This window comes from Caballeronia sp. dw_19, assembly GCF_018449515.1.
Taxonomy (GTDB): Bacteria; Pseudomonadota; Gammaproteobacteria; order Burkholderiales; family Burkholderiaceae; genus Caballeronia.
The window spans coordinates 224,221-245,350 of record NZ_JAAVUQ010000003.1 but is presented as its reverse complement, the minus strand read 5'-3'; the positions used below and the strand labels follow the sequence as shown (position 1 = coordinate 245,350).

15 protein-coding genes are annotated in these 21,130 nt (G+C 60.8%); 8 read left to right on the top strand and 7 right to left on the bottom strand.

Annotation, left to right across the window (positions count from 1 at the left end; translation table 11 throughout):
* Positions 1–15: 15 nt before the first annotated feature.
* Positions 16–957, top strand: a complete 942-nt coding sequence (locus HB376_RS05875; protein WP_213762490.1) for a bestrophin family ion channel — start codon at positions 16–18, stop codon at positions 955–957.
* 58 nt (positions 958–1,015) lie between these two features.
* Here the strand turns inward: HB376_RS05875 and HB376_RS05870 are convergent, their stop codons facing one another.
* The 4 genes from HB376_RS05870 to apbC form a co-directional block, all read right to left on the bottom strand.
* Positions 1,016–3,310, bottom strand: coding sequence for an arginine/lysine/ornithine decarboxylase (locus tag HB376_RS05870; RefSeq protein WP_213762489.1), 2,295 nt, complete (start codon positions 3,308–3,310; stop codon positions 1,016–1,018).
* 104 nt (positions 3,311–3,414) lie between these two features.
* Entirely contained in the window at positions 3,415–3,984 is a 570-nt protein-coding gene (gene dcd, locus HB376_RS05865) for a dCTP deaminase (protein WP_089163519.1), read from the bottom strand.
* Positions 3,985–4,228: 244 nt separating this feature from the next.
* On the bottom strand, positions 4,229–4,702 hold the full coding sequence (locus HB376_RS05860) for a superoxide dismutase family protein (RefSeq protein WP_255631199.1): 474 nt from the start codon (positions 4,700–4,702) through the stop codon (positions 4,229–4,231).
* A gap of 222 nt (positions 4,703–4,924) precedes the next feature.
* On the bottom strand, positions 4,925–6,013 hold the full coding sequence (gene apbC, locus HB376_RS05855; RefSeq protein ID WP_213762487.1) for an iron-sulfur cluster carrier protein ApbC: 1,089 nt from the start codon (positions 6,011–6,013) through the stop codon (positions 4,925–4,927).
* Between the two features lie 261 nt (positions 6,014–6,274).
* Between apbC and HB376_RS05850 the strand changes: the two genes are divergently transcribed.
* Both HB376_RS05850 and metG read left to right on the top strand, forming a co-directional pair.
* On the top strand, positions 6,275–6,931 hold the full coding sequence (locus HB376_RS05850; protein ID WP_213762486.1) for an OmpA family protein: 657 nt from the start codon (positions 6,275–6,277) through the stop codon (positions 6,929–6,931).
* A 1,453-nt stretch (positions 6,932–8,384) separates the two neighbouring features.
* Entirely contained in the window at positions 8,385–10,532 is a 2,148-nt protein-coding gene (gene metG, locus HB376_RS05845) for a methionine--tRNA ligase (protein WP_213762485.1), read from the top strand.
* 126 nt (positions 10,533–10,658) lie between these two features.
* Here metG and HB376_RS05840 read toward each other — a convergent pair whose 3' ends face one another.
* Both HB376_RS05840 and HB376_RS05835 read right to left on the bottom strand, forming a co-directional pair.
* Positions 10,659–14,717, bottom strand: a complete 4,059-nt coding sequence (locus tag HB376_RS05840) for a translocation/assembly module TamB domain-containing protein (protein ID WP_213762484.1) — start codon at positions 14,715–14,717, stop codon at positions 10,659–10,661.
* 37 nt (positions 14,718–14,754) lie between these two features.
* Positions 14,755–16,608, bottom strand: coding sequence for an autotransporter assembly complex family protein (locus tag HB376_RS05835; protein ID WP_255631173.1), 1,854 nt, complete (start codon positions 16,606–16,608; stop codon positions 14,755–14,757).
* 562 nt (positions 16,609–17,170) lie between these two features.
* Between HB376_RS05835 and HB376_RS05830 the strand changes: the two genes are divergently transcribed.
* The 4 genes from HB376_RS05830 (at position 17,171) to panD (ending at position 19,595) form a co-directional block, all read left to right on the top strand.
* The gene (locus HB376_RS05830; RefSeq protein ID WP_031362245.1) at positions 17,171–17,359 is read left to right on the top strand and encodes a DUF3460 family protein; all 189 of its coding nucleotides are present in this window, start codon (positions 17,171–17,173) and stop codon (positions 17,357–17,359) included.
* 113 nt (positions 17,360–17,472) lie between these two features.
* Positions 17,473–18,258, top strand: a complete 786-nt coding sequence (locus HB376_RS05825; RefSeq protein WP_346730450.1) for a ScpA family protein — start codon at positions 17,473–17,475, stop codon at positions 18,256–18,258.
* 105 nt (positions 18,259–18,363) lie between these two features.
* Positions 18,364–19,197, top strand: coding sequence for a pantoate--beta-alanine ligase (panC, locus tag HB376_RS05820; RefSeq protein WP_213762482.1), 834 nt, complete (start codon positions 18,364–18,366; stop codon positions 19,195–19,197).
* Positions 19,198–19,208: 11 nt separating this feature from the next.
* Positions 19,209–19,595 (top strand): aspartate 1-decarboxylase, encoded by a 387-nt coding sequence (gene panD / locus HB376_RS05815; protein WP_047896052.1) that lies wholly within the window; start codon positions 19,209–19,211, stop codon positions 19,593–19,595.
* A gap of 107 nt (positions 19,596–19,702) precedes the next feature.
* Here the strand turns inward: panD and HB376_RS05810 are convergent, their stop codons facing one another.
* Complete coding sequence (locus tag HB376_RS05810) at positions 19,703–20,329, bottom strand: ParA family protein (RefSeq protein ID WP_213762644.1); 627 nt, start codon at positions 20,327–20,329, stop codon at positions 19,703–19,705.
* Between the two features lie 162 nt (positions 20,330–20,491).
* On the opposite strand from HB376_RS05810, the gene HB376_RS05805 reads away from it, so the two are divergent.
* Positions 20,492–20,911, top strand: coding sequence for a PaaI family thioesterase (locus HB376_RS05805; protein ID WP_213762481.1), 420 nt, complete (start codon positions 20,492–20,494; stop codon positions 20,909–20,911).
* Positions 20,912–21,130: the final 219 nt, after the last annotated feature.

The following is a 21,130-nucleotide window of genomic DNA, read 5'->3' as shown; positions in this document are numbered from 1 at the left end:
GTTTCCGGTACGCCCATGATCATCCGCCCCAAACTCAACTGGTTCCGCATGCTGTTCGTCTGGCGCGGGTCCGTACTGCCGCAGCTATTGCCGCGCCTTGCATTGATCTTCGTGTTGTCAGTCGCGGCGATCGTGATGCACGACCACGTGCGCAATTATCCGGTCGGACTCGGCACACCACCGTTCGCGCTGGTTGGCATCGCGCTCGCCGTGTTCCTCGGCTTTCGCAATAGCGCGAGTTATGAGCGCTGGTGGGAAGGCCGCAAGCTGTGGGGTTCGCTGTTGATCCACGGCCGCTCGGTCGCACGCCAGGCGCTGACATTGCCGCGCGGCGTAAAAGACGAAGACACGCGCGAGTTCATCGCGGCAATCGGCGCACTGGGTCATGCGCTGCGCCACGAAATGCGCCGCACGGATCCCCTCCCCGATCTTGCCACGCGCCTTCCGTCCACGCTTTATCAGCGCGTCGCTCAAGCGCAATATCGCTCGGCCATGATCCTGCGATGGCTCGGCGAATGGGTCAGTACGCGTGCTCGCGAAGGCGCATTCGACGGCTACGCCGTGCTCGCATTCGAGCAAAATCTGAACGAGTTGTCCGCGGTGATCGGCGGCTGCGAACGGCTGGCATCGACGCCTCTGCCGTTCTCGTATTCGGTGATGATCCACCGGACCGTGTATCTGTTCTGCGTGATGCTGCCGTTCGGTCTTGTCGATGGCGCCGGTTTGCTCACACCCTTGTTCGCGCTGCTGGTCGCGTACGCGTTCATGTCGCTGGAGGCGATCGCGGCGCAGATCGAAGATCCGTTCGGTCTGGAAGAAAACGACCTGGCATTGACCGCGCTGTGCGAGTCGCTGGAAAACGCGCTGCACGATATGGCCGCCGATCCCGCCTTCGCGCGACCACCGAAGGCATTGCCGGAACCGGGCGTGGCAGAGCGTCTTTTTATTGTTACCTGAACTAAAAAGGCCCGCGCAATGCGGGCCTTCTTCATTCCTACGTTCTTACACCGTCACATCAGCGCTCAACTGCCACGCAATCGACGAAATACTCGATACGCCCATTGATCATCTCCCCGACCAACCCGTGGATATCCGTATGGAAGCCCGGGAAGCGCTCGTTGAACTCACGCGCAAAACGAAGATAGTCCACGATCGTCTTGTTGAACCGCTCGCCCGGAATCAGCAACGGAATACCCGGCGGATATGGCGTCAGCAGAATGCTGGTCACGCGTCCTTCGAGTTCATCGATAGGCACGCGATCGATCTCCCTATGAACAAGCTTCGCATACGCTTCGGACGGCTTCATGGCCGGTTCCATGCTGGAAAGATACATTTCAGTGGTCAGTCGAGCAATATTGTTGGCCCGATAAACGCTGTGAATCTGCGCGCAAAGATCCCGCAATCCCATGCGCTCATACGACGGATGCAGCGCAATGAAATCAGGCAGCACACGCCACAAGGGCTGGTTGTTGTCGTAGTCGTCCTTGAACTGCTGCAACTCGGTGACCATCGAATTCCAGCGACCCTTCGTAATGCCGATCGTGAACATGATGAAGAACGAATACAGCCCGGTCTTCTCCACGATAATCCCGTGCTCCGCCAGATACTTCGTCACGATCGCGGCCGGAATCCCGGTCTCGCCGAACTCGCCGTCCACGTCGAGTCCGGGCGTGATGATGGTCGCCTTGATCGGATCGAGCATGTTGAAACCTTCCGCGAGCGGCCCGAAACCGTGCCAGCGATCGTTCGGCTTCAACACCCATTCCTCGCGATCGCCAATGCCTTCTTCCGCCAGCGCTTCCGGTCCCCACACCTTGAAGAACCATTCGTCGCCGTATTCGTCGTCGACCTTGCGCATCGCACGGCGAAAATCCAGCGCTTCCGCAATCGACTCCTCCACTAGCGCGGTGCCACCCGGCGGCTCCATCATGGCCGCGGCCACGTCGCAGGACGCGATGATCGCGTATTGCGGGCTGGTCGACGTATGCATCAGGTACGCCTCGTTGAAGCGATGCTTGTCGAACGTGCTGTTCTCGGAGTCCTGAACCACGATCTGCGATGCCTGCGAAATCCCCGCGAGCAGCTTGTGCGTGGAGTGCGTGGCGAACACCAGCGCCCCCGTACGCGGACGCCCCGCGCCAATGGCGTGCATGTCCTGATAAAAGTCGTGGAACTCGGCGTGCGGCAACCAGGCTTCGTCGAAGTGAAGCGTGTCGAGCATGTCGCCAAGCAGGTCCTTGATCATCTCGACGTTATAGACAATGCCGTCATACGTGCTTTGCGTAATCGTCAGAATCCGCGGCTTCACGTTCGGATTTTTAGCGAGCGCCTCACGCGCAAACGGATTTGCTTCAATCTTCCTGCGGATGTTTTCCGGCTTGAACTCGTCGCGCGGAATAGGTCCGATCAGGCCGAAATGATTGCGCGTCGGCGTCAGGAACACGGGAATGGACCCGGTCATCGTGATCGCGTGCAGGATCGACTTGTGGCAATTACGGTCGACCAGGACGATATCGCCAGGGGCAACGGTCGCGTGCCAGACAATCTTGTTCGACGTCGACGTGCCGTTGGTCACGAAGAACAAATGGTCCGCGCTGAAGATACGCGCCGCATTACGCTCGGACGCCGCGATCGGCCCGGTGTGGTCGAGCAACTGGCCGAGTTCATCGACGGCATTGCAGACGTCCGCCCGCAACATGTTCTCGCCGAAGAACTGGTGGAACATCTGCCCGAGCGGGTTCTTCAGGAACGCAACGCCGCCCGAGTGCCCCGGGCAATGCCACGAATACGAACCCTCTTCCGCGTACTGCACGAGTTCCTTGAAGAACGGCGGCGCCAGCGCGTCGAGGTAGACCTTCGCCTCGCGGATAATATGGCGCGCGACGAACTCCGGCGTGTCCTCGAACATGTGGATGAAACCGTGCAGCTCGCGCAGGATGTCGTTGGGCAAGTGCCGCGACGTGCGCGTTTCGCCATACAGAAAAATCGGGATATCCGCATTGCGTCGTCGCACTGCTTGCACGAACGCGCGCAACGCGACGATCGCGGAGGCTAGCTCCGGCGTATCGCCTTCGGCCACCACGACGTTATCTACATAGGGCAGCAATTCGTCGTCGTCGATCGACAGGATGAAGCACGACGCGCGGCTTGATTGCTGCGCAAACGACGTCAGGTCGCCGTAACTCGTCAGCCCGAGCACCTCGACGCCTTCACCCTGGATCGCCTCGGCGAGCGCGCGGATGCCGGAACCCGAAATGTTTTCGGAGCGAAAATCTTCGTCGATGATGACGACGGGAAAACGGAACTTCATGCGGCGAATCTCCAAATGGAACGACCGCTGGCCGAGTTGTGCGTGCTCGATTCCAGCGGTCTTTCAAAAAGCGTTGCAATGACGTTTCGAACGATCAAGAAACGTCAGGTTTTCGGCAGCGTTACGCCGATTTGCCCTTGATACTTGCCCCCACGATCGGCGTATGAGGTCTCGCAGATCTCATCGCTTTCAAAGAAGAGAACCTGCGCCACGCCTTCGTTCGCGTAGATTTTGGCAGGCAAAGGTGTCGTATTCGAGAATTCGAGCGTCACATACCCTTCCCATTCGGGCTCGAACGGCGTCACGTTCACAATGATCCCGCAGCGCGCGTACGTGGATTTGCCGAGGCAAACCGTCAGGCATGAGCGTGGAATCCGGAAATATTCGACCGTCCGCGCAAGCGCGAAGGAGTTCGGCGGGATGATGCAGACGTCGCCCTTGAAGTCGACGAACGATTTCTCGTCGAAATTCTTAGGGTCGACAATCGTCGAATTGATGTTGGTGAAGATCTTGAATTCGTCTGCCACACGAATGTCATAACCGTAGCTGGACGTGCCATAGCTCACGATCTTGCGACCGTCTTCAGACACTCGCACCTGGTCGCGCACGAACGGCTCGATCATGTTGTGCGCTTCGGCCATGCGCCGGATCCACTTGTCGGACTTGATGCTCATAGGGAACGCTACCCAACGAAAGAGGCGGCTTGGAGAGGGCCGCCGGGCTTGAAACAGGGCGTGGCCGGAGACTCGGGATGAATGCAGAAGCACGCCGAAGCCAGCCAGACCAGACGAGAAGCGCGTATTTTACTTGATGCGCCGGCCGCGCGGCCGGCTGCACGAGGCGGCTATGCCAACCGGCCGGGTCATGCGCCCCAACAGCCTGATTTCATTGAAAGATCAGTGCCGGATCACGGCCGGATCATTGCCGAATTACGCCGCACGCGAGAGCGGGACCGGCGCCGTGCGGCACGATGGCGTAGGTGTCTGCTGCGTCGCGATGAAGCACGATGGCTCGCGACAACACCGACCGCACGCCGTCGAGCGACACGTCCGGCGCGACGATGAACCCCGTCGCCGTACCGTTTGCGTCGGCGCGAATGCTGGCCAGGTCGCCTTCCACCTTGGAGCCGGAGTCGCTGCGCTCGGACGCGGGCGCGAATACGGGGCCGACGTCGGACGAGGCTGGAATGATGCAGTCCCCACGCTCATGAATCTGCAGCGCGTGCTCGCTGTTGGGTGGCATTCCCGACAGGTTGTAAGACACCTGGACGCCGTCTGAGCGTTCGATGAACGTGACCGTGCCGGTCGCCGCATTGCCGCCGGTAGGCTGCAACGTGGCGTCGGCACGTTTTTCGTGGTTCTGGAACAGAAGGCCACAGCCGCCGAGCAGCATGACACTGGCCAACACGCTGACAGTCGTGCTCAAACTCAGTATCACGCTCGGGACCGGGTGTCTCGCGGCAGGCAGTCTGCGCGATTCAGGCCCGTCGAATCTTTGTTTCATGCGATCCTCATGGCGACCCGCGACCACCCCGTGTGTTCACCCGGCTGCGCCAATCAAGGCGACATGATACCGCGACACGCGCCGCTAAAATCGCCCGTGCCCCGCTGCGCTCTAAGTGTTTTGCACTACGATGCTGGGGAACATCGACGTCATGTCGCGCTGGCGTTCGGCAATCGAAATGGCCACCTTGCGCGCGATTGCCCGGTAAGCGTCAGCAATCTTGCTGTCAGGTTCCGAGATCACCGTCGGCTGGCCGGCATCGGTTTTCTCGCGGATCGCGATATCGAGCGGCAAGTGGCCGAGCACCGGCACGCCGTATTCCTTCGACATCCGCTCGCCCCCGCCCGCCCCGAAAATATGTTCTTCGTGGCCGCAATTCGAGCAGATATGCGTGCTCATGTTCTCCACGATCCCCAGGATCGGGATGCCCACTTTCTCGAACATCTTCAAGCCCTTCTTGGCGTCGAGCAACGCGATGTCCTGCGGCGTAGTGACAATCACCGCGCCCGTGACGGGCACTTTCTGCGAGAGCGTGAGCTGGATGTCGCCGGTGCCGGGCGGCATGTCGACGACCAGGTAATCGAGGTCCTTCCAGTTGGTCTGGCGCAGCAGTTGTTCGAGTGCGGACGTGACCATCGGGCCGCGCCATACCATGGGGTTGTCCTGTTCGATCAGGAAACCGATCGAGTTGGCCTGGATGCCGTGGCCGATCATCGGGTTCATCGACGTGTTGTCGGGCGATTCCGGACGGCCGCTGATGCCGAGCATCATGGGCAGCGACGGGCCATAGATATCGGCGTCCAGCATGCCGACCGACGCGCCTTCCGCGGCCAGCGCGAGCGCCAGGTTCACGGCGGTCGTGCTCTTGCCGACGCCGCCCTTGCCCGACGCGACCGCAATGATGTTCTTCACGTTCGGCAGCAGCTTGACGCCGCGCTGGACCGCGTGCGCGACCACTTGCGAAGCCACCGTGACCTGTACGCCGGCCACGCCCGGCACGCTGGCGATGGCGTCAGCCACGAGCGCACGGATGATGTCGAACTGGCTTTTCGCCGGATAACCCAGCACGATGTTCACGGTGACGTTTGCCCCGTCTACGGCCACGCTGCGGATGCTTTTCGTGTCCGCGAAAGTGCGGCTGGTATTCGGATCGATCAAACCGCTGAGCGCGGTATCGATCTGGGCGCGATCAAGACTCATCGAAACTCCAGGGGAACGCTTTTTGCTTTAGCGGATCGAATGTTCCGCGCGCAAAGTATGAAATTGAAAGGAATTGTTGCACCACGTTGCGTCGCAGCACTGGGCGATGCACTATCCGACGCTGCCATGATTCGGGGACGCATCGTTATAATCGCTTGAATCCTTGGCCGTATTGTAGTGGCAGCCGTAACGACGCGCCGGAAGACCCTTCGGGCTGTCGGTGTCGGCTTTGTCTGAATTGGTATCCTGGAGAATGAACAAATGAACTCGAAAATGATGACCCGCTTGTGTGTAATCGCCGTTGCGGGCGCGCTTGTCGCCGGTTGCGCCACCCAGCAAGGCAATAACGCCGCCGTTGGCACGGGCATTGGCGCGGCGTCGGGCGCGGCGCTTGGCGCGATCTTCGGCGGCGGCAAGGGTGCGGCCATTGGCGCGGGCGTAGGCGCGGCGGCGGGCGGCATCACCGGTTACAACTGGCAGGCCATCAAGGGCAAGCTGACCGGCGCGACGAAGGGCACGGGCACGCAGGTGACGGAACAGCCGGACGGATCGCTGAAGGTCAACATTCCGAACTCGATTTCGTTCGATACCAACAGCTACGCCATCAAGCCAGGTTTTGCACCGGTGCTCGACCAGGTCACGCAAACGCTCACGCAGCATCCTGAGTTGATTGCGCAAGTGGTTGGGCATACGGACAGCACCGGCCAGCCGGCTTACAACCAGACGCTGTCGCAAAATCGTGCACAAAGCGTGGCTTCGTATCTGGCTAGCCACGGCGTGGCACCGCAGCGTCTGTCGGCGCAGGGCATGGGCCAGACGCAACCTATTGCTGACAACAGCACTGAATTGGGCCGTGCGCAGAATCGTCGCGTGGAAATCTATTTGCGCGCGACCGCGCAGCCGGGTCAGGTTCAGTAAGACGTTTGATTTATGAGGGGGAATGGCGCTGTAGCCAGGGTCCGAGATTCAATTTCAAGCTCGGAGATTCAATTCGTTTCGCGGCGAAACAGTAAACCCGCTGCGAACACGAAAATATTTGAAACTTTGCCCTTGCTGTCCGTGTCTGTCTTAACGGTAGGTGGCTGGCTTTGCCGCCACGTGCCATTCTCCTCTTGTCGTTGTTGCTCCGGGGCCGTTGATCGCCCCGGTTTTTTTTCGTCTGGAATTTTTCGTCTGGAATTTTTTTTGGGGCGCAGGGTGCGTCAGGGCCTTTGGTCGTTTTAAGGTTTTGTCTGGGATTTTAGTGCCGGATTGCTAGGGTCCTGGGGTTGGGGGTTGCTAGATTCCGGGGTTGGCGGTTGGGGTCAATGCTGGGGCGGTGCTTTCGGCCGTGGTGGTCTGCGTGAGTCGGATTTTCTCTTTATCACTGTTAGCCACTGTGCGTGGCGGCACGTCATTTCTTTGTCCAAAGCGACAAAGAAACGAAGCAAAGAAAGCGCTTTCAAACACGCTACCCTAAGTGTCCACAGCGTGCAGTTTTCATTCATAGGTGCCCCAAAAGCACGGTGCTCGCCAGAGCGACGGATGTTTGAACCCCTCCTTCTCCGAACACCGATACCCACACGCTTCGCCACCAGTGATTGAACCTGCCCAAGGAGCACCCCGCGCTATCCGCGGACGACCGAGCTCCAAATGTGTACGCACCTCGAACCATGTCGCCAACCCAGCTGGAAACGAGGCCGCAAAGATGCGGGTGGCCGTAACCGACGAAGATAGCTGTGCAGAACGCGCAGCCAATTCACAAAAACTGAAGCAGTAACCACAAACACGCATGAAGCTGTGGCCTATGAATACGGTCGCACAGACCAGGAGCTAAGCCATCAAAAAGCCGCAGCCGTAAATATCTGTAAGGCCGTGCGGGTTCCTTGGCAAATGGTGCTTGCCCGAGAGCGTACGGGGCGAAGCGTGTTCGTGTCAGGATTCGCGAGAAGGAGGGGTTCAAACATTCGAGGCTCTGGCGAGCACCGTGCTTTTGGGGCACCTATGAATGAAAACTGCACGCTGTGGACACTTAGGGTAGCGTGGTTTAAAGCGTTTTCTTTGCTTCGTTTCTTTGTCGCTTTGGACAAAGAAATGACGTGCCGCCACGCACAGTGGCTAACAGTGATAAAGAGAAAATCCGACTCTCGCAGACCGCTAAGGCCGAAAGCACCAACCCGGCACTGACCCCTGACCACTAACCCCAAAACCACCACCCCGGCATTGACCCAGAACCGCTAACCCCAGAACCTGGCCCCCACCACCAACCCCAACACCCCGCACGCCCACCCCGCCCGCCCCCCGAGTGCGAACGAAAGCCCCTTGACTGTTAGAATCGTGATTCGCTTTTTCACGCAATCACTGAATTCTTCAACCGCAGGGCCAGCGCCTTATGTCAGCACCCACCTCGTCCACACCCGTCTCCGCAGCGGCGTCAGCCACCCCTGGCCATCGCCGGATTCTCGTCACGTCCGCGCTCCCGTACGCGAACGGTCAGATTCATATCGGCCATATGGTCGAATACATCCAGACCGATATCTGGGTGCGCTCACTGCGAATGCACGGTCACGAGGTCTACTACGTCGGCGCCGACGATACCCACGGCACCCCCATCATGCTGCGCGCCGAGCAGGAAGGCATCACGCCGAAGCAGTTGATCGAGCGCGTGGGGAAAGAGCACAAACGCGATTTCGACAGCTTCGGCATCTCGTTCGACAACTACTATTCCACCGATGCCGAAGAAAACCGCGTGCTGTGCGAATCCATCTACGAGTCGCTGAAGGCGGCCGGTCTGATCGACGCGCGCGATATTGAACAAGCCTACGATCCGGTCAAGGAAATGTTCCTGCCGGACCGCTTCGTCAAGGGCGAATGCCCGAAATGCGGCGCGAAAGATCAATACGGCGACAACTGTGAAGTCTGCGGATCTACGTACCAGCCGCTCGATCTCATCAACCCGTATTCGGTGGTGTCGGGCGCGACACCGGTGCGCAAGACCTCGACGCACTATTTCTTCCGGCTCTCCGACCCGCGTTGTGAAGATTTCCTGCGCGGCTGGGTCGGCGGACTCGCGCAGCAGGAAGCCACGAACAAAATGCGCGAATGGCTCGGCGACAAGGGCGACGCGAAACTCGCCGACTGGGATATTTCACGCGACTCGCCGTATTTCGGCTTCGAAATCCCCGGCGCGCCGGGCAAGTATTTCTACGTGTGGGTGGACGCGCCCGTGGGTTATTACGCCAGCTTCAAGAATCTGGCGGATGCGCGCGGCCTCGATTTCGAGGAATGGATCCGGCCGGGATCGAAGACGGAGCAGTATCACTTCATCGGCAAGGACATTCTGTACTTCCACACACTGTTCTGGCCCGCAATGCTGGAGTTTTCCGGCCATCGGACGCCGACGAACGTGTTCGCGCACGGGTTTCTCACCGTCGACGGCATGAAGATGTCCAAATCGCGCGGCACGTTCATCACGGCGAAAAGCGTGATCGATACGGGCATCAACCCCGAGTGGCTGCGCTACTACTTCGCCGCGAAGCTGAACCACACGATGGAAGACATCGACCTGAATCTTGAAGATTTTCAGGCGCGCGTGAACAGCGATCTGGTCGGCAAATACGTGAATATCGCGAGCCGGGCGGCAGGGTTCCTGATTAAGCGTTTCGACGGCCGCGTGCTGGACAGCGCAATGGATCATCCGCTGCTGCTGCAATTGCGCGCCGCCGTGCCGCAGATCGCGGCGCTTTACGAGTCGCGTGAATACGGGCGGGCGTTGCGCACAACCATGGATCTCGCCGATACCGTCAACGCGTTTGTCGATACCGCGAAGCCCTGGGATCAGGCCAAGGACGAAGCCAACCCGGCTGCCCTGCATGAAACGTGCAGCGTGAGTCTGGAGGCGTTCCGCTTGCTGTCGCTGGCGTTGAAGCCGGTGCTGCCGGTGCTGGCGGTATCGGTGGAAGGGTTCCTGGGCATCGCGCCGCTCGTCTGGGCAGATGTCTCCGCGCCGCTCAGCTCTTTGCGGCCGATCAACGCGTACAAGCACTTGATGACGCGCGTCGATCCGAAGCAGGTTGAAGCGCTGATCGCGGCGAACCGGGAATCGGTCGCGCCGGGGCAAGCGGTTGCTGCGGCGCCCGCAGCTGCTTCCACGTCCTCGTCGAAGAAAGCCGCGAAGGTGAAAGAGCCGGAAGCGGAGGGCGTGATTTCCATCGATGACTTCGCCAAGGTCGATCTGCGAATCGCGAAGATCGTCAATTGCACGGCGGTCGAAGGGTCGGACAAGCTGTTGCAACTGACGCTGGATATCGGCGAGGAAAAAACCCGCAACGTGTTCTCCGGGATCAAGTCGGCGTATCAGCCGCAGGACCTGATCGGAAAGTTCACGGTGATGGTCGTGAACCTGGCGCCGCGCAAGATGAAGTTCGGGCTGTCGGAAGGCATGGTGCTGGCCGCTTCCGCCGACGACGAAAAAGCCGAACCGGGTTTGTACATCCTCGAACCGCACAGCGGCGCGAAGCCGGGTATGCGCGTGAAGTAAAGCGTGAAGTAAAAGCACCGGTCGCGCGGTTTTTCACCGCGCCCGGACGCAAAACCAAAAGGCCGTTTCCAACTCGCGTTGGAAACGGCCTTTTGACTTTCACGCAACGTTCATGCGGTCCGCAACCTACTTCGAGTCCGTCGGCCCGTTCCTTCGCGACCACGAATCGAATCGCCGCGTGTAAAGCAGATCCATACCCTGGAACGTGCCGCCGTAAGCCGATACCGACCAGAACCGCGACAGGCTCAGCGTCGCCTTGATCGCATTGCTTGCCGACTGCAGACCCTGCTCATAGCCCAGCACGAGCCGTTCATTGATCGCCTTCGACAACATCACGACTTGCGGATCGGTTAGCCCAACCTCACTCGTCCCGATAGAAAACTCATCCAGCCCGAACGTCTGCGCAATCCGCTTGCCCTGCGAACTTCCCAGCAATGCGAGCGCATTCGTCATCGCGCTCTGCTGACCAATGTTGTTGCCCTGATCCGTGCCATGACCGAACAGCAACCACGATAACTTCTCGTTATCCGGCACGTTCGGCTCTGAGATCAGCTTGGCAACCGGCGACTGCACCGTGCCCGTCACCTGCACGCCGGCCTCGATTTCCTGATTGCGGCGCATCGCCAGAATATTGATGCCGGGATTCGCGACCGGTCCGTTGAACGTGAAAAAGCCGTTTTCGATTCCCAGCTTCCGCCCGAACGCCGTATACGTGGAACCCGGCGTGACGCGCACATTGCCGACCGCCCGCAGCGGCATGTTCGGCGCGCTCATCGCGGTGACGGTGCCGGCGAGACCAAGGTCCGCGCCCGCGCCACGGAAGCGGAATTTCTGGCCGAGATTGATATCGATATTCGCGCGCGGCGCGAACGCGCCCACGGGCTTGTCGCCCGTCGCGACCACCTTCTGATCCTCGCCCTTCACCGTCCCGTCGGGACGCACGATCACGACGTCGTCGCCGAGCGACGGTGCCGATTGCTCGGGCAAATCGAAGAGCGCGTGATCGATGGTGAACTTGCCGTCAATCGCCATGCCGCCCTGCAGACCCGCGTTTGCCACGGACGCACTGCCCGACAACTGCAACTGCCGATCCGGCGATGCAAACAGTTCGAGTTTGTCAGCAATGATGCTGGCCGTCAGGTCAGGCTGCTGCTGATCCAGCCGCACCTTGCCGGTCGCGCGCAACGTGCCGCTCGCGCCGTGAAACTCGACCTGCTGCAGATCGACAAGATTCTCCGACAACGCAATCCGGATCACGCCGTCCTTCAACTGCACGCCCTGATCGATGACCGTGACCGACAAGGCGTCACCGGTGAGCATGCCGGAGACCGTCGGTTTCGCCACGATCCCCGCGATAGTCAGCTTCAGCCCAAGGTGGCCATCGAGCAGATAAGCCGGGCCGAACAGCCCGCCGGTCGTGCGCAGCGTTGGAACGTTGGCGTCGATCGCTCCGCTCAGCGGCGCTTCGTCGGCGACCGTGAGCACGCCGTCGCGCGTCACCAGGTTCGTGTGGACATTGGCATCGATCACGCCGATCCGCGTGGCCTGCGCGTGCACCGTCGCGTTGAGCCGATTGCCGCCGGTAAAGTCCGCGCGGGCGGTGATGTCCGTGATGCCGAGCGCCGCGACACCGCGGGCGGCGTCGATGGAGACATCGCCCGAACGCCGCTTCAGCTGCACGTAGCCCGTCGCGGTGGCGCCGAGCGCGAAATTCCAGTCACCATCGAAAACCAGATCGGTCTTGGCTGGCGGCGGTCCGCCCTCCAGTTCCTGACGGATTTCGAGCAGCCGCGCCACCGAGAGGTTCGTCAACTGGCCGGCCGAACTGATGCGCCCGCCATCGAGCGCGAACGATTTCAAGTCGAGCACGGCGCCTTCCGCCGATAAACGCGTCGCCCCCAGCGCCACGTGATTCGGCGCGTAGCTCACGGTTACCGGCGCGTCGAGATTCACGTTCGGCGTGCCCTTGTTCGACAAGCGCGTGACGGTACCGTCCCAATGCGCGCCGTCGCGGGCATCGGTCAGGCGGCCGTTTGCAGCCAGCGTCAGGTCGACCGCGTTACCGCGCACCTTGCCCACAGCGGTTGCATTGAGCGTATGGTTCGCGCGCGTGCCGTTCAGGTTCGCGTCGAGGCTCGCGAGATCGACGCCGTCCGCGCTGACATCGCGGGCCTGCAGGGTGAACACCAGCGCGCCATTCGCGCCGTCACGGGCTTCCGCCCGGCCTTCTGCATGGCCAACGCGGTTCGCACCGAACACCACGCTGTCGGCCTGATAGTTGGCCGCCAGATTCGGATGCGCGAACGAGCCGGTGACATCGCCATCGGCTTTTACAAGCCCTGCCAGTCCGAAGCCCAGCCGCTCGAGTTGCGGTGCATCGATACGAAAACGCAAGCGATCGCCCGGCGCGCCGAAACTGCCATTGAGATCGACATTGTTGCCCGCAATGGAAAGCGTCGCCGTGCTCGGCAGGATGCGCGTTCCCACGACCTGAATCGTACCCGCGCCGGTGAGGGGGAGGTTATCGTAGACGCTGTCGCCGAGCTTGAACTGCGCCTTGGTGGTGAGCGTTGGTGCGAGTACGCCCGTCGCGGAAAGCGTGCCGTTCACCCGCGCTTCGATGGGCCGTGATTTCGCCGCCGGCTTCGCTTTGGATCCCTTCGGCGGAGGCTTCGCGACCAGTTCGTCGGTCAGCAGCAGCGGATTGAAATCGATGACCTTCGCCTTCAGGTCGTAGCTCGAATGCACGTCCTTTTGAAGCGCGCCGCTCAGCTCGATACGGCCTTTCCCTACGCTCAGTTTCACGTCGTCAAACGCGGTTTGTTTGGCGTCTAGCGTGACCTTGCCCTGCGCGTGCAACGCCGCTTTGGGGTCGTTGAGATCGAGCGTAATGGTCTGCTTGTCGCCATCAAGATGGATGCCGATCGGCCCGGCAAACTGCGTCGGACGGATGGTCGATTCGATCGCGTTCAGGTCGAGTTTCGCGACCTTCAGATCGAACTGCCCTGTCCCACCCTTGAGCGTTCCGCCGCCCGTGATGGTGGCGTCCTTCAACAGCCGCACGTTCAGGTCGGAGATAACTTGCGCCGACGCATCGAGCTTCACGTTCGCCTGGGCATCGATCAAGGGAAGCAGTTGCTTGTCGACCGAACCCGGCTTCGCGTTCACGATCGATACCGGCCCGGTCACCACCAGCGCGTTCGGCGTAGCCGGATCGGGGGTCAGTTCTGCCCGCAGCGCGAGGTCCGCGAACGGCGCGCTCGGGCTGAAGGCCTGTGGATTGACGTGATCGATGGTAACCAGTGCGCGCTTGAGCGGCACATCGCCGAACGGCTCTGCCTCGACGTGCGCCTGGCCCTTGAGTTTTAAACCGCTGGCGTTGATATCGGCGGCGAGATTTTCCAGCGAACCTGTCAAATGCGCGGCCACCTGCACGGCCTCGCCGCTGACTTCGCCTGAATAACCGGCATCGCCAGTCAACGGGAACGGGCGCGCGCCGCCATCGAGTTTCAATGCGGCCGTGATCGCGCCGAACGGTGTATCTAGACGCTGGATGCGCGCCTCGTGATGACGGCCGTCGCTATGTCCGTCGAGTGCGAGCCGCGAGAATTCGGTGGTTGTCGCGCCTTCATGAAGGCGCAGCTTGTCGAGCGTGACGTCGCTGACGGCAAGCTGGATCGGCAAACGCAAATCTTGCGGCAACTCCGTCTTGCTGGTGTCTTTTGGCGAAGGCGCAATGCGCGCATCGACCGTACCGACATGCAAATAATCGATGGTGAAACGCAACGGCGCGCGGGTCAGTTCCCACTTGCCGGAAACGCTGTCCACGGCAATATCCGTTCCTTGGCCGTCGAGACTTTTCCAGTGCACATTGCGCAAACGCAGGCCCGTCGATATTGCGCCGCCGTCGAGCGTGCCGCTCAGCCGGCCGCCGAGCAGCGACGTCGCCGCCTGCCACACGTAACGCGTCCCGCGCTCGCTGTTAAGTGCGTACAGGATCATGGCGACGCCGAGCGCGAAGCACAGCACGAGCACCAGCACGAAACCGCCTAGCCATTTGGCCAGGCGCCGCCAGCCGCCGCGCCGTGGCTTTGGATCACGCGTTCCGTTTTCAGACGCGCCGTTTCCCCGGTCCTCGGAAGGGTCCGGTTGGTCCGCGGGAGATTGGCCGTTCTGGTCGCTCATGCTTGAAGGAACAATCGAAATAATCCAGGCAAATTCATCAAAAGGCGATCCCGAGCGTCAGGTACGGGCGGATGTCCCGGTTCTTGAAGCCATACGCAATATCCACGTTTACCGGCCCGACCGGGCTGCGCCAGCGCACGCCCACACCTGTGCCCGGCTCGAATACGCGCTCTTTCCAGGTATCGGTGGCGGTGCCTATGTCGAAGAACACCGCGCCACCCCAATCGTGCGAAAACCAGTGCTGGTATTCCGTGCTGCCGGTCATCAGATACTTGGTCGGCAATACGGAGCCATCGACGTCATTACCAATAGCCTGATAACCGTAACCGCGCACCGAATTCGCACCGCCCGCCCGGAACAGCAGCGACGCGGGAATGCCGCTCGAACTGCCCGCCGTGAACACCCCGCCGAACTCCGCGCGGAACACAAACAGGTCGCGTTTGCCCAGCGGCAGGTATTGCAGCAGGTTCGTATAAACGCGGCCGAAGGTTTGATCGGTGAGGATGCCCTTCACCGCTACATCCGCTTCCGCCCGAATCAGGTTGCCCGAGCGCGGAAACAGCGGATCGTCGACATTACGGCGCACCCATTGCCACGACGGCACGAGCGCACGGCTGGTGGTCGGGGGCCCAAGATTCTGTGTCAGCCGGTCGGCATAGAAGAGCAGCGAAAACGTGGTGTCTATGTTCTGCAGCGAGCGCGTGCGCTGCACGCCCACGCGTGCGCTGTAGATGCGTGTATCGGATACGTTCGTGTTCGTGTACGAAGCCAGCACGCTGTTCACCCAGGTGCGGCCGTCCGGCGGCATCGCGAGCTGCACCTGGCCGTATTGCTGAGTCTGGTCGAGGCGGCCGGATATCGTGAACGGATAAGCCTTGCCGAAGGTATCGAGGTAGCTGTAAGCGCCCTGGATGTGCGGGCCCGTATCTGTCGCATAACCCACGCCGTAACGCACGCTGTTGTACGGATACTCGCTGACCTTCAGGTGCATCGGCGTTTCATTCGGCTTGGTGACGTCGTTGTCCGCGTCAATAGCAACCGACGCGTAATACGGCGTGTTCTGCAACTGGCGCTGCAACTCGTTCACGCGCGCGACGTCGTAGGTGTCGCCTGGATGAATCCGGTTCACATTGTGAATGATCTTTTCCGGATAACGCCGCACGCCGCTGATGTCCAGCTGGCCGAAGGTGAATGTCGGGCCGCTATCGAATGTCACCGACAAATCCGCTATATGCGTGCGTGGATTCACGCGCGCCTTCGACTCCGAGATTTTCGCGCCGAGATACCGGCGGGCCTGTAGCGCTTTGAGCGCGGCATTCTTCGCGTCATCCCACGCGTTTTGGGAGAACGGATCGCCTTCCTTGACTGAAAACGCGAGGCGCGCGGTGTTTTCCTGCGCGGGGTCTTCGGTCGTGATTGCGCCCTTGAACGTCAGCGAAACGGACGCGATCTTGGTCTGAGGACCGGGATCGACGCTGATGGTGACTGACTTTTTATTGCCGTCATGTTTCACGTCGGTGCGCACGATCGGCGTGAAATAACCGTCGGTCGCGACGAGATCGCGGACTTCCTGCGGCGTGGCCGTGACCAGGAAGTCGAATTGTTCGTCGCTGATGTCGTCACGCTTCTTGAACCGCGACAGATCGAGATGGTCTTTCAACAGCGCCCGGACGCTGCGCGGCGCGTCGATATCCACGTCGTATTTCGCATGCGCCGGTTGGGCCACGGCAAACAACGCCAGTGCGTGGAGCGACCAGAATACACGGCGCGCGGATGTCCACCACCACGCACGGGAAGGCGCCTTCGACGACGCGATGACCGGCGGCGGAAGCCGCCGGTCATCGGCTTGCCCGCGCTTGAAGCGCAGCGGATCAAACAGGCGCCCCGCCAAACGTGACCTCCGGGGTTGAATTAATGGGATTGCGTGGGTGACACGGGATGGCCGGCGCTCGGTGCCGGCTTGATGCTGAGGCGGTCGCGGCGAATTGCCGGCGCATTTGCCTGGCAAGCGCCGAGCGTCGGTCCAGCAGGCGCTATTTCACCACACTGGCGCGGCCGGCTGTCCCAAAAACCACTGGGTTGGCCGATCGGACAACGTTCAACCCGACCGTCGCCCGGCTTCGGCCGCTTCGCCTCACTCGCTCCTGGAAATGCCGGAGGTGCGCCTTGGACGGCTCTGTACGGCGCTTGTTCCGCGCTGCATCAATAATTGACATCGTTTTACCGTCGCTTTTCGTTCACGTTTCGTTCACGCCTCGTTCACTTTTCCGGCCGCTCCGGTAGACCTGATGGCCGATGTCCCCGCTTTCCGGCGACCTTCCGGCGGGTTAACCGCTCCGCTCCCCGATGCTTGCGGTAAAATTGCGATGAATCACGGCGGCAAGTCACGGTGGCAACTCGCTTGGCCCCCCGCCGCGCCCGTTTTCGAATCGCTCTGAGCCAACGGAAGTCGAATCATGTACCTGTCGGACATCACCCAGTTCATCAACCAGATGAAAGAGCAGAAACCGTCGCTCGAAGCAGAGCAGCGCCAGGGCCGTGCGCTGCTGTGGGACAAGCAGCCTATCGACCTGGACGAGAGCTCGGAAATCAAGACATCGCGGGTCGAACAAACGCCCTACGTCTATTACCAGAATTTCTGAACGTGAGTGCCGCCCGCGAGGCGCCGGAGCGTTCGGGACACCCAGGACACTCCGGCAAGGATGATCGCGCCGCGGCGCTTGCCGCGCCCGCGACCGACTCCACGCCGAACACCATTGACGGCGTGGCGTTTGCGCACCTGTACGGCGAGCCGCTCTGGAAGCTGCCAACGGACCTGTATATCCCGCCGGACGCACTCGAGATTTTTCTCGAAGCGTTTGAAGGTCCGCTCGACTTGCTGCTGTACCTGATCCGCAAGCAGAATTTCAACGTCCTCGACATCCCGATGGCCGACGTCACGCGCCAGTACCTGGGCTACGTCGACCAGATTCGCGAATCCAACCTGGAACTCGCGGCGGAATATCTGTTGATGGCGGCCATGCTGATCGAGATCAAGTCGCGCATGCTGCTGCCGGTGAAAAAGGCGGATACCGGCGAGGAAGCGGAAGATCCGCGCGCCGAACTCGTGCGGCGCTTGCTGGAATACGAGCAGATGAAGCTCGCGGCGCAGCGTCTGGATCACCTGCCGCAACTGGGCCGCGACTTCCTGCGGGCAGACGTGTACGTCGAGCAGAGTTCGGCGCAACGCTTCCCCGACGTCGATGCAAACGACCTGCGCGCCGCCTGGGCCGACGTCATCAAGCGCGCCCGGCTGGTCGAGCATCACAAGATCTCGCGCGAGGAATTGTCGGTGCGGGAGCATATGAGCGTGATCCTGCGGCGCCTGCAGAATGCCCGCTTCATGGAATTCTGCGATCTCTTCGACCCCTCGCGCGGCGTGCCCGTCGTGGTGGTGAATTTCATCGCGATGCTGGAACTGTCGCGTGAAGCGCTGATTGAAATCACCCAGGCCGAGCCGTATGCGCCTATCTACGTGAGACTCGCGTATTCGCCGGCCTAAGCCTTCCGCTGCGAGTAGTAGCGCGAAAGCAGCGCAGCGCCCTTCCCCTTTTCTTTCCCCTTGGAGCAGTGTTTTCAAAGCTGCCCGCCAGGAGACACCTGCTAGATGAAAGTCATCAGCTCGATCCATGAACTGCGCGACCAGTTGCGCGGCCAGAACCGAACCGCCTTTGTCCCGACCATGGGTAACCTGCACGACGGCCACCTGTCGCTCATGCGGCTGGCGCGCCAGCATGGGGACCCGGTGGTTGCCAGCATTTTCGTGAACCGGCTGCAGTTCGGACCGAACGAAGATTTCGATAAATACCCGCGCACACTGCAAGACGACATCGAAAAGCTGCAGGCCGAGAACGTATACGTGCTGTTCGCGCCGACCGAAGCCGATCTTTATCCGGAGCCGCAGCAATACCGGGTTCATCCGCCCACTAATCTGGGCGACATCCTGGAAGGCGAATTCCGGCCGGGTTTCTTCCAGGGCGTGTGTACCGTCGTGATGAAGCTGATGTCATGCGTGCAGCCGCGCGTGGCAGTTTTCGGCAAGAAGGATTATCAACAACTGATGATCGTGCGGCAGATGTGCCACCAGTTTGCGCTGCCCACCGAGATCATCGCGGCTGAAACCGTGCGCGACGCCGACGGCCTGGCGCTCAGTTCGCGCAATCGCTTCCTGCAAGCGGCCGAGCGCGCCGAAGCGCCTATCCTCGCAAAAACGCTGAATCGCGTGCGCGATGCGGTGCTGGCGGGCAATCGCGACTTTGCATCGATAGAAAAAGAAGCCGTGGAATCATTGGCACAGCGCGGCTGGCAGCCCGATTACATCGCGGTGAGAAAGCGCGTGGACCTGCTGCCGCCCGGCCCCGGCGATACCGCGACCCCGCTCGTCGTACTGGCCGCCGCCAAGCTGGGCACTACGCGCTTGATTGACAACCTGGAAATTTGAACGAGAAACACATGCAGCGAACGCTTTTGAAATCGAAGATTCACCGCGCCACGGTCACGCATTGCGAATTGCATTACGAAGGTTCGTGCGCTATCGACGAGGATTTGCTGGAAGCGGCGAATCTGGTTGAAAACGAGCAGATCGATATCTGGAACGTGAACAACGGCGAACGCCTGACGACCTATGCCATCAAGGGCGAGCGCGGCAGCGGCATGATTTCGCTGAATGGCTCGGCAGCGCGCCGGGCGCAACTGGGCGATCTGGTGATCATCGCGGCGTTTGCGCTGGTCGATGAGGCGGAACTGAAGGCGGGCTGGAAGCCGGATCTCGTGTTCGTCGATGAAAAGAACCGCATCAAGGGAAACCGCGACCACGTGCCGACGCAGAACTGGACCTGAATCGGGTTCTGGTCTGCTAAGAAAACGCAAAAAAACGCCGGTCGGCTTTCATGGAAATGAAGCCAACCGGCGTTTTTTATGGTCTTCGGGGTCGTCTACATCACCTTCTACTTCTTCGACACCCATTCAATAATCGGCTGCCACTGCTCGATATCCTTCTCCACCCGGCTTTTAGCGACGTCCCAGATAGTGAGCCCGTGCGCCGCGACCTGCACGTAGTTCTGCGTATCGCGGATAAAACCCAGCACCGGCAGGTCAAGCCCTTCCACGAACCGATGCAGCTGATCCGCTGATTTCGTCCGGGCATCCACCCGCATACCCACCACGCCGACCTCGATCGTGCCCTTGCGTACCGCCTTCTCTTTCTGCAGCCGTTCGAGGAATTCCTGTGTGGCGAGAATATCGAACATGGACGGCTGCAACGGCACAATCACCTTGTCGGCCAACTCCAGCGCCAGCGCGAGACGGGTGCCGTGAATCCCTGCAGGCGTGTCGATAACCGCCTTCTCCAGGCCTCTCGGCGGCTTCGACGGCGCATCAACGTTTGTCTTCCACTCTTCTATCTTCGGCAGCGTGTCCGGGCGCAAGCCAAGCCAGCCATGGGCAGACTGCTGCTTGTCCAGGTCCGCGAGTGCGACCCATTCGCCGTTCGCCGCAAAATAACCAGCCAGATTAGTAGACAGCGTGCTCTTGCCCACGCCGCCCTTCGGATTCGCCACCACGATCACCGTCATAGGTTCAATCCACGCGTTGTCGGCCGCGCTCCACAGCCGATAACCCCCGGCGTGCTGTAAGCGCTGCATTAAGTGAAAAGTTCGAGCCGTTGATACTATCGGATTTGCCTATTTCAATCCATGCGCGTCAACAACGCCACTCAACTTCAAGGACTCCGCAACATGGCCACACTGCGCCCCGAAATCACCCTTGACTATCTGCGCGAACGCCAGCGCGGCCGTCTGCCGGAGCTGCTCGGCGTGGAGCTCGTATCGATGGAAAGTGGTACGCTGACCGGCAAACTCACCGTTCGGCCCGAAGTGCTCGCACCGAACGGTTTCCTGCATGCGGCGACGGTGGTCGGCCTTGCCGACACGTGTTGCGGCTACGCCTGCATCGCCCATCTGCCCGAGGGCGCGAAGAATTTTACGACCGTGGAACTGAAGAGCAACCACGTGGGCACGGCGCGCGAGGGCGTCATCACGGCCAAGGCGACCGCCGTTCATCTCGGCCGCAGCACACATGTCTGGGACGCGGTCGTGACGAATGGCGAGGGTAAAACCATCGCGTTGTTTCGATGCACGCAGATGATCTTGTATTGAAGCTGCGCCGGGGTGGTCAACAGTTTCGGCGATGGGCGAACGTGGGCCGGCTACGGTGCATCGCCGGGATCTGTCGCGTCGGATAGTCAGACCACGGACATCGGGCGAACCATCTATTGCAGGTAAAGTTGGGCCAGCCGAGGCGCTTCTCCAGGCGCGTATCGGCTAGCCGGATGTTGCCCTCACCCGAAACCCGACCCGAGCCCGAACCACGCCCCG

Excerpts from the sequence above, each read along its gene's own strand:
- HB376_RS05875 (WP_213762490.1), top strand. The coding sequence starts at position 16 with ATGATCATCCGCCCCAAACTCAACTGGTTCCGCATGCTGTTCGTCTGG.
- HB376_RS05870 (WP_213762489.1), bottom strand. The coding sequence starts at position 3,310 with ATGAAGTTCCGTTTTCCCGTCGTCATCATCGACGAAGATTTTCGCTCC.
- dcd (WP_089163519.1), bottom strand. The coding sequence starts at position 3,984 with ATGAGCATCAAGTCCGACAAGTGGATCCGGCGCATGGCCGAAGCGCAC.
- HB376_RS05860 (WP_255631199.1), bottom strand. The coding sequence starts at position 4,702 with ATGCTGCTCGGCGGCTGTGGCCTTCTGTTCCAGAACCACGAAAAACGT.
- apbC (WP_213762487.1), bottom strand. The coding sequence starts at position 6,013 with ATGAGTCTTGATCGCGCCCAGATCGATACCGCGCTCAGCGGTTTGATC.
- HB376_RS05850 (WP_213762486.1), top strand. The coding sequence starts at position 6,275 with ATGAACTCGAAAATGATGACCCGCTTGTGTGTAATCGCCGTTGCGGGC.
- metG (WP_213762485.1), top strand. The coding sequence starts at position 8,385 with ATGTCAGCACCCACCTCGTCCACACCCGTCTCCGCAGCGGCGTCAGCC.
- HB376_RS05840 (WP_213762484.1), bottom strand. The coding sequence starts at position 14,717 with ATGAGCGACCAGAACGGCCAATCTCCCGCGGACCAACCGGACCCTTCC.
- panC (WP_213762482.1), top strand. The coding sequence starts at position 18,364 with ATGAAAGTCATCAGCTCGATCCATGAACTGCGCGACCAGTTGCGCGGC.
- panD (WP_047896052.1), top strand. The coding sequence starts at position 19,209 with ATGCAGCGAACGCTTTTGAAATCGAAGATTCACCGCGCCACGGTCACG.
- HB376_RS05810 (WP_213762644.1), bottom strand. The coding sequence starts at position 20,329 with ATGACGGTGATCGTGGTGGCGAATCCGAAGGGCGGCGTGGGCAAGAGC.
- HB376_RS05805 (WP_213762481.1), top strand. The coding sequence starts at position 20,492 with ATGGCCACACTGCGCCCCGAAATCACCCTTGACTATCTGCGCGAACGC.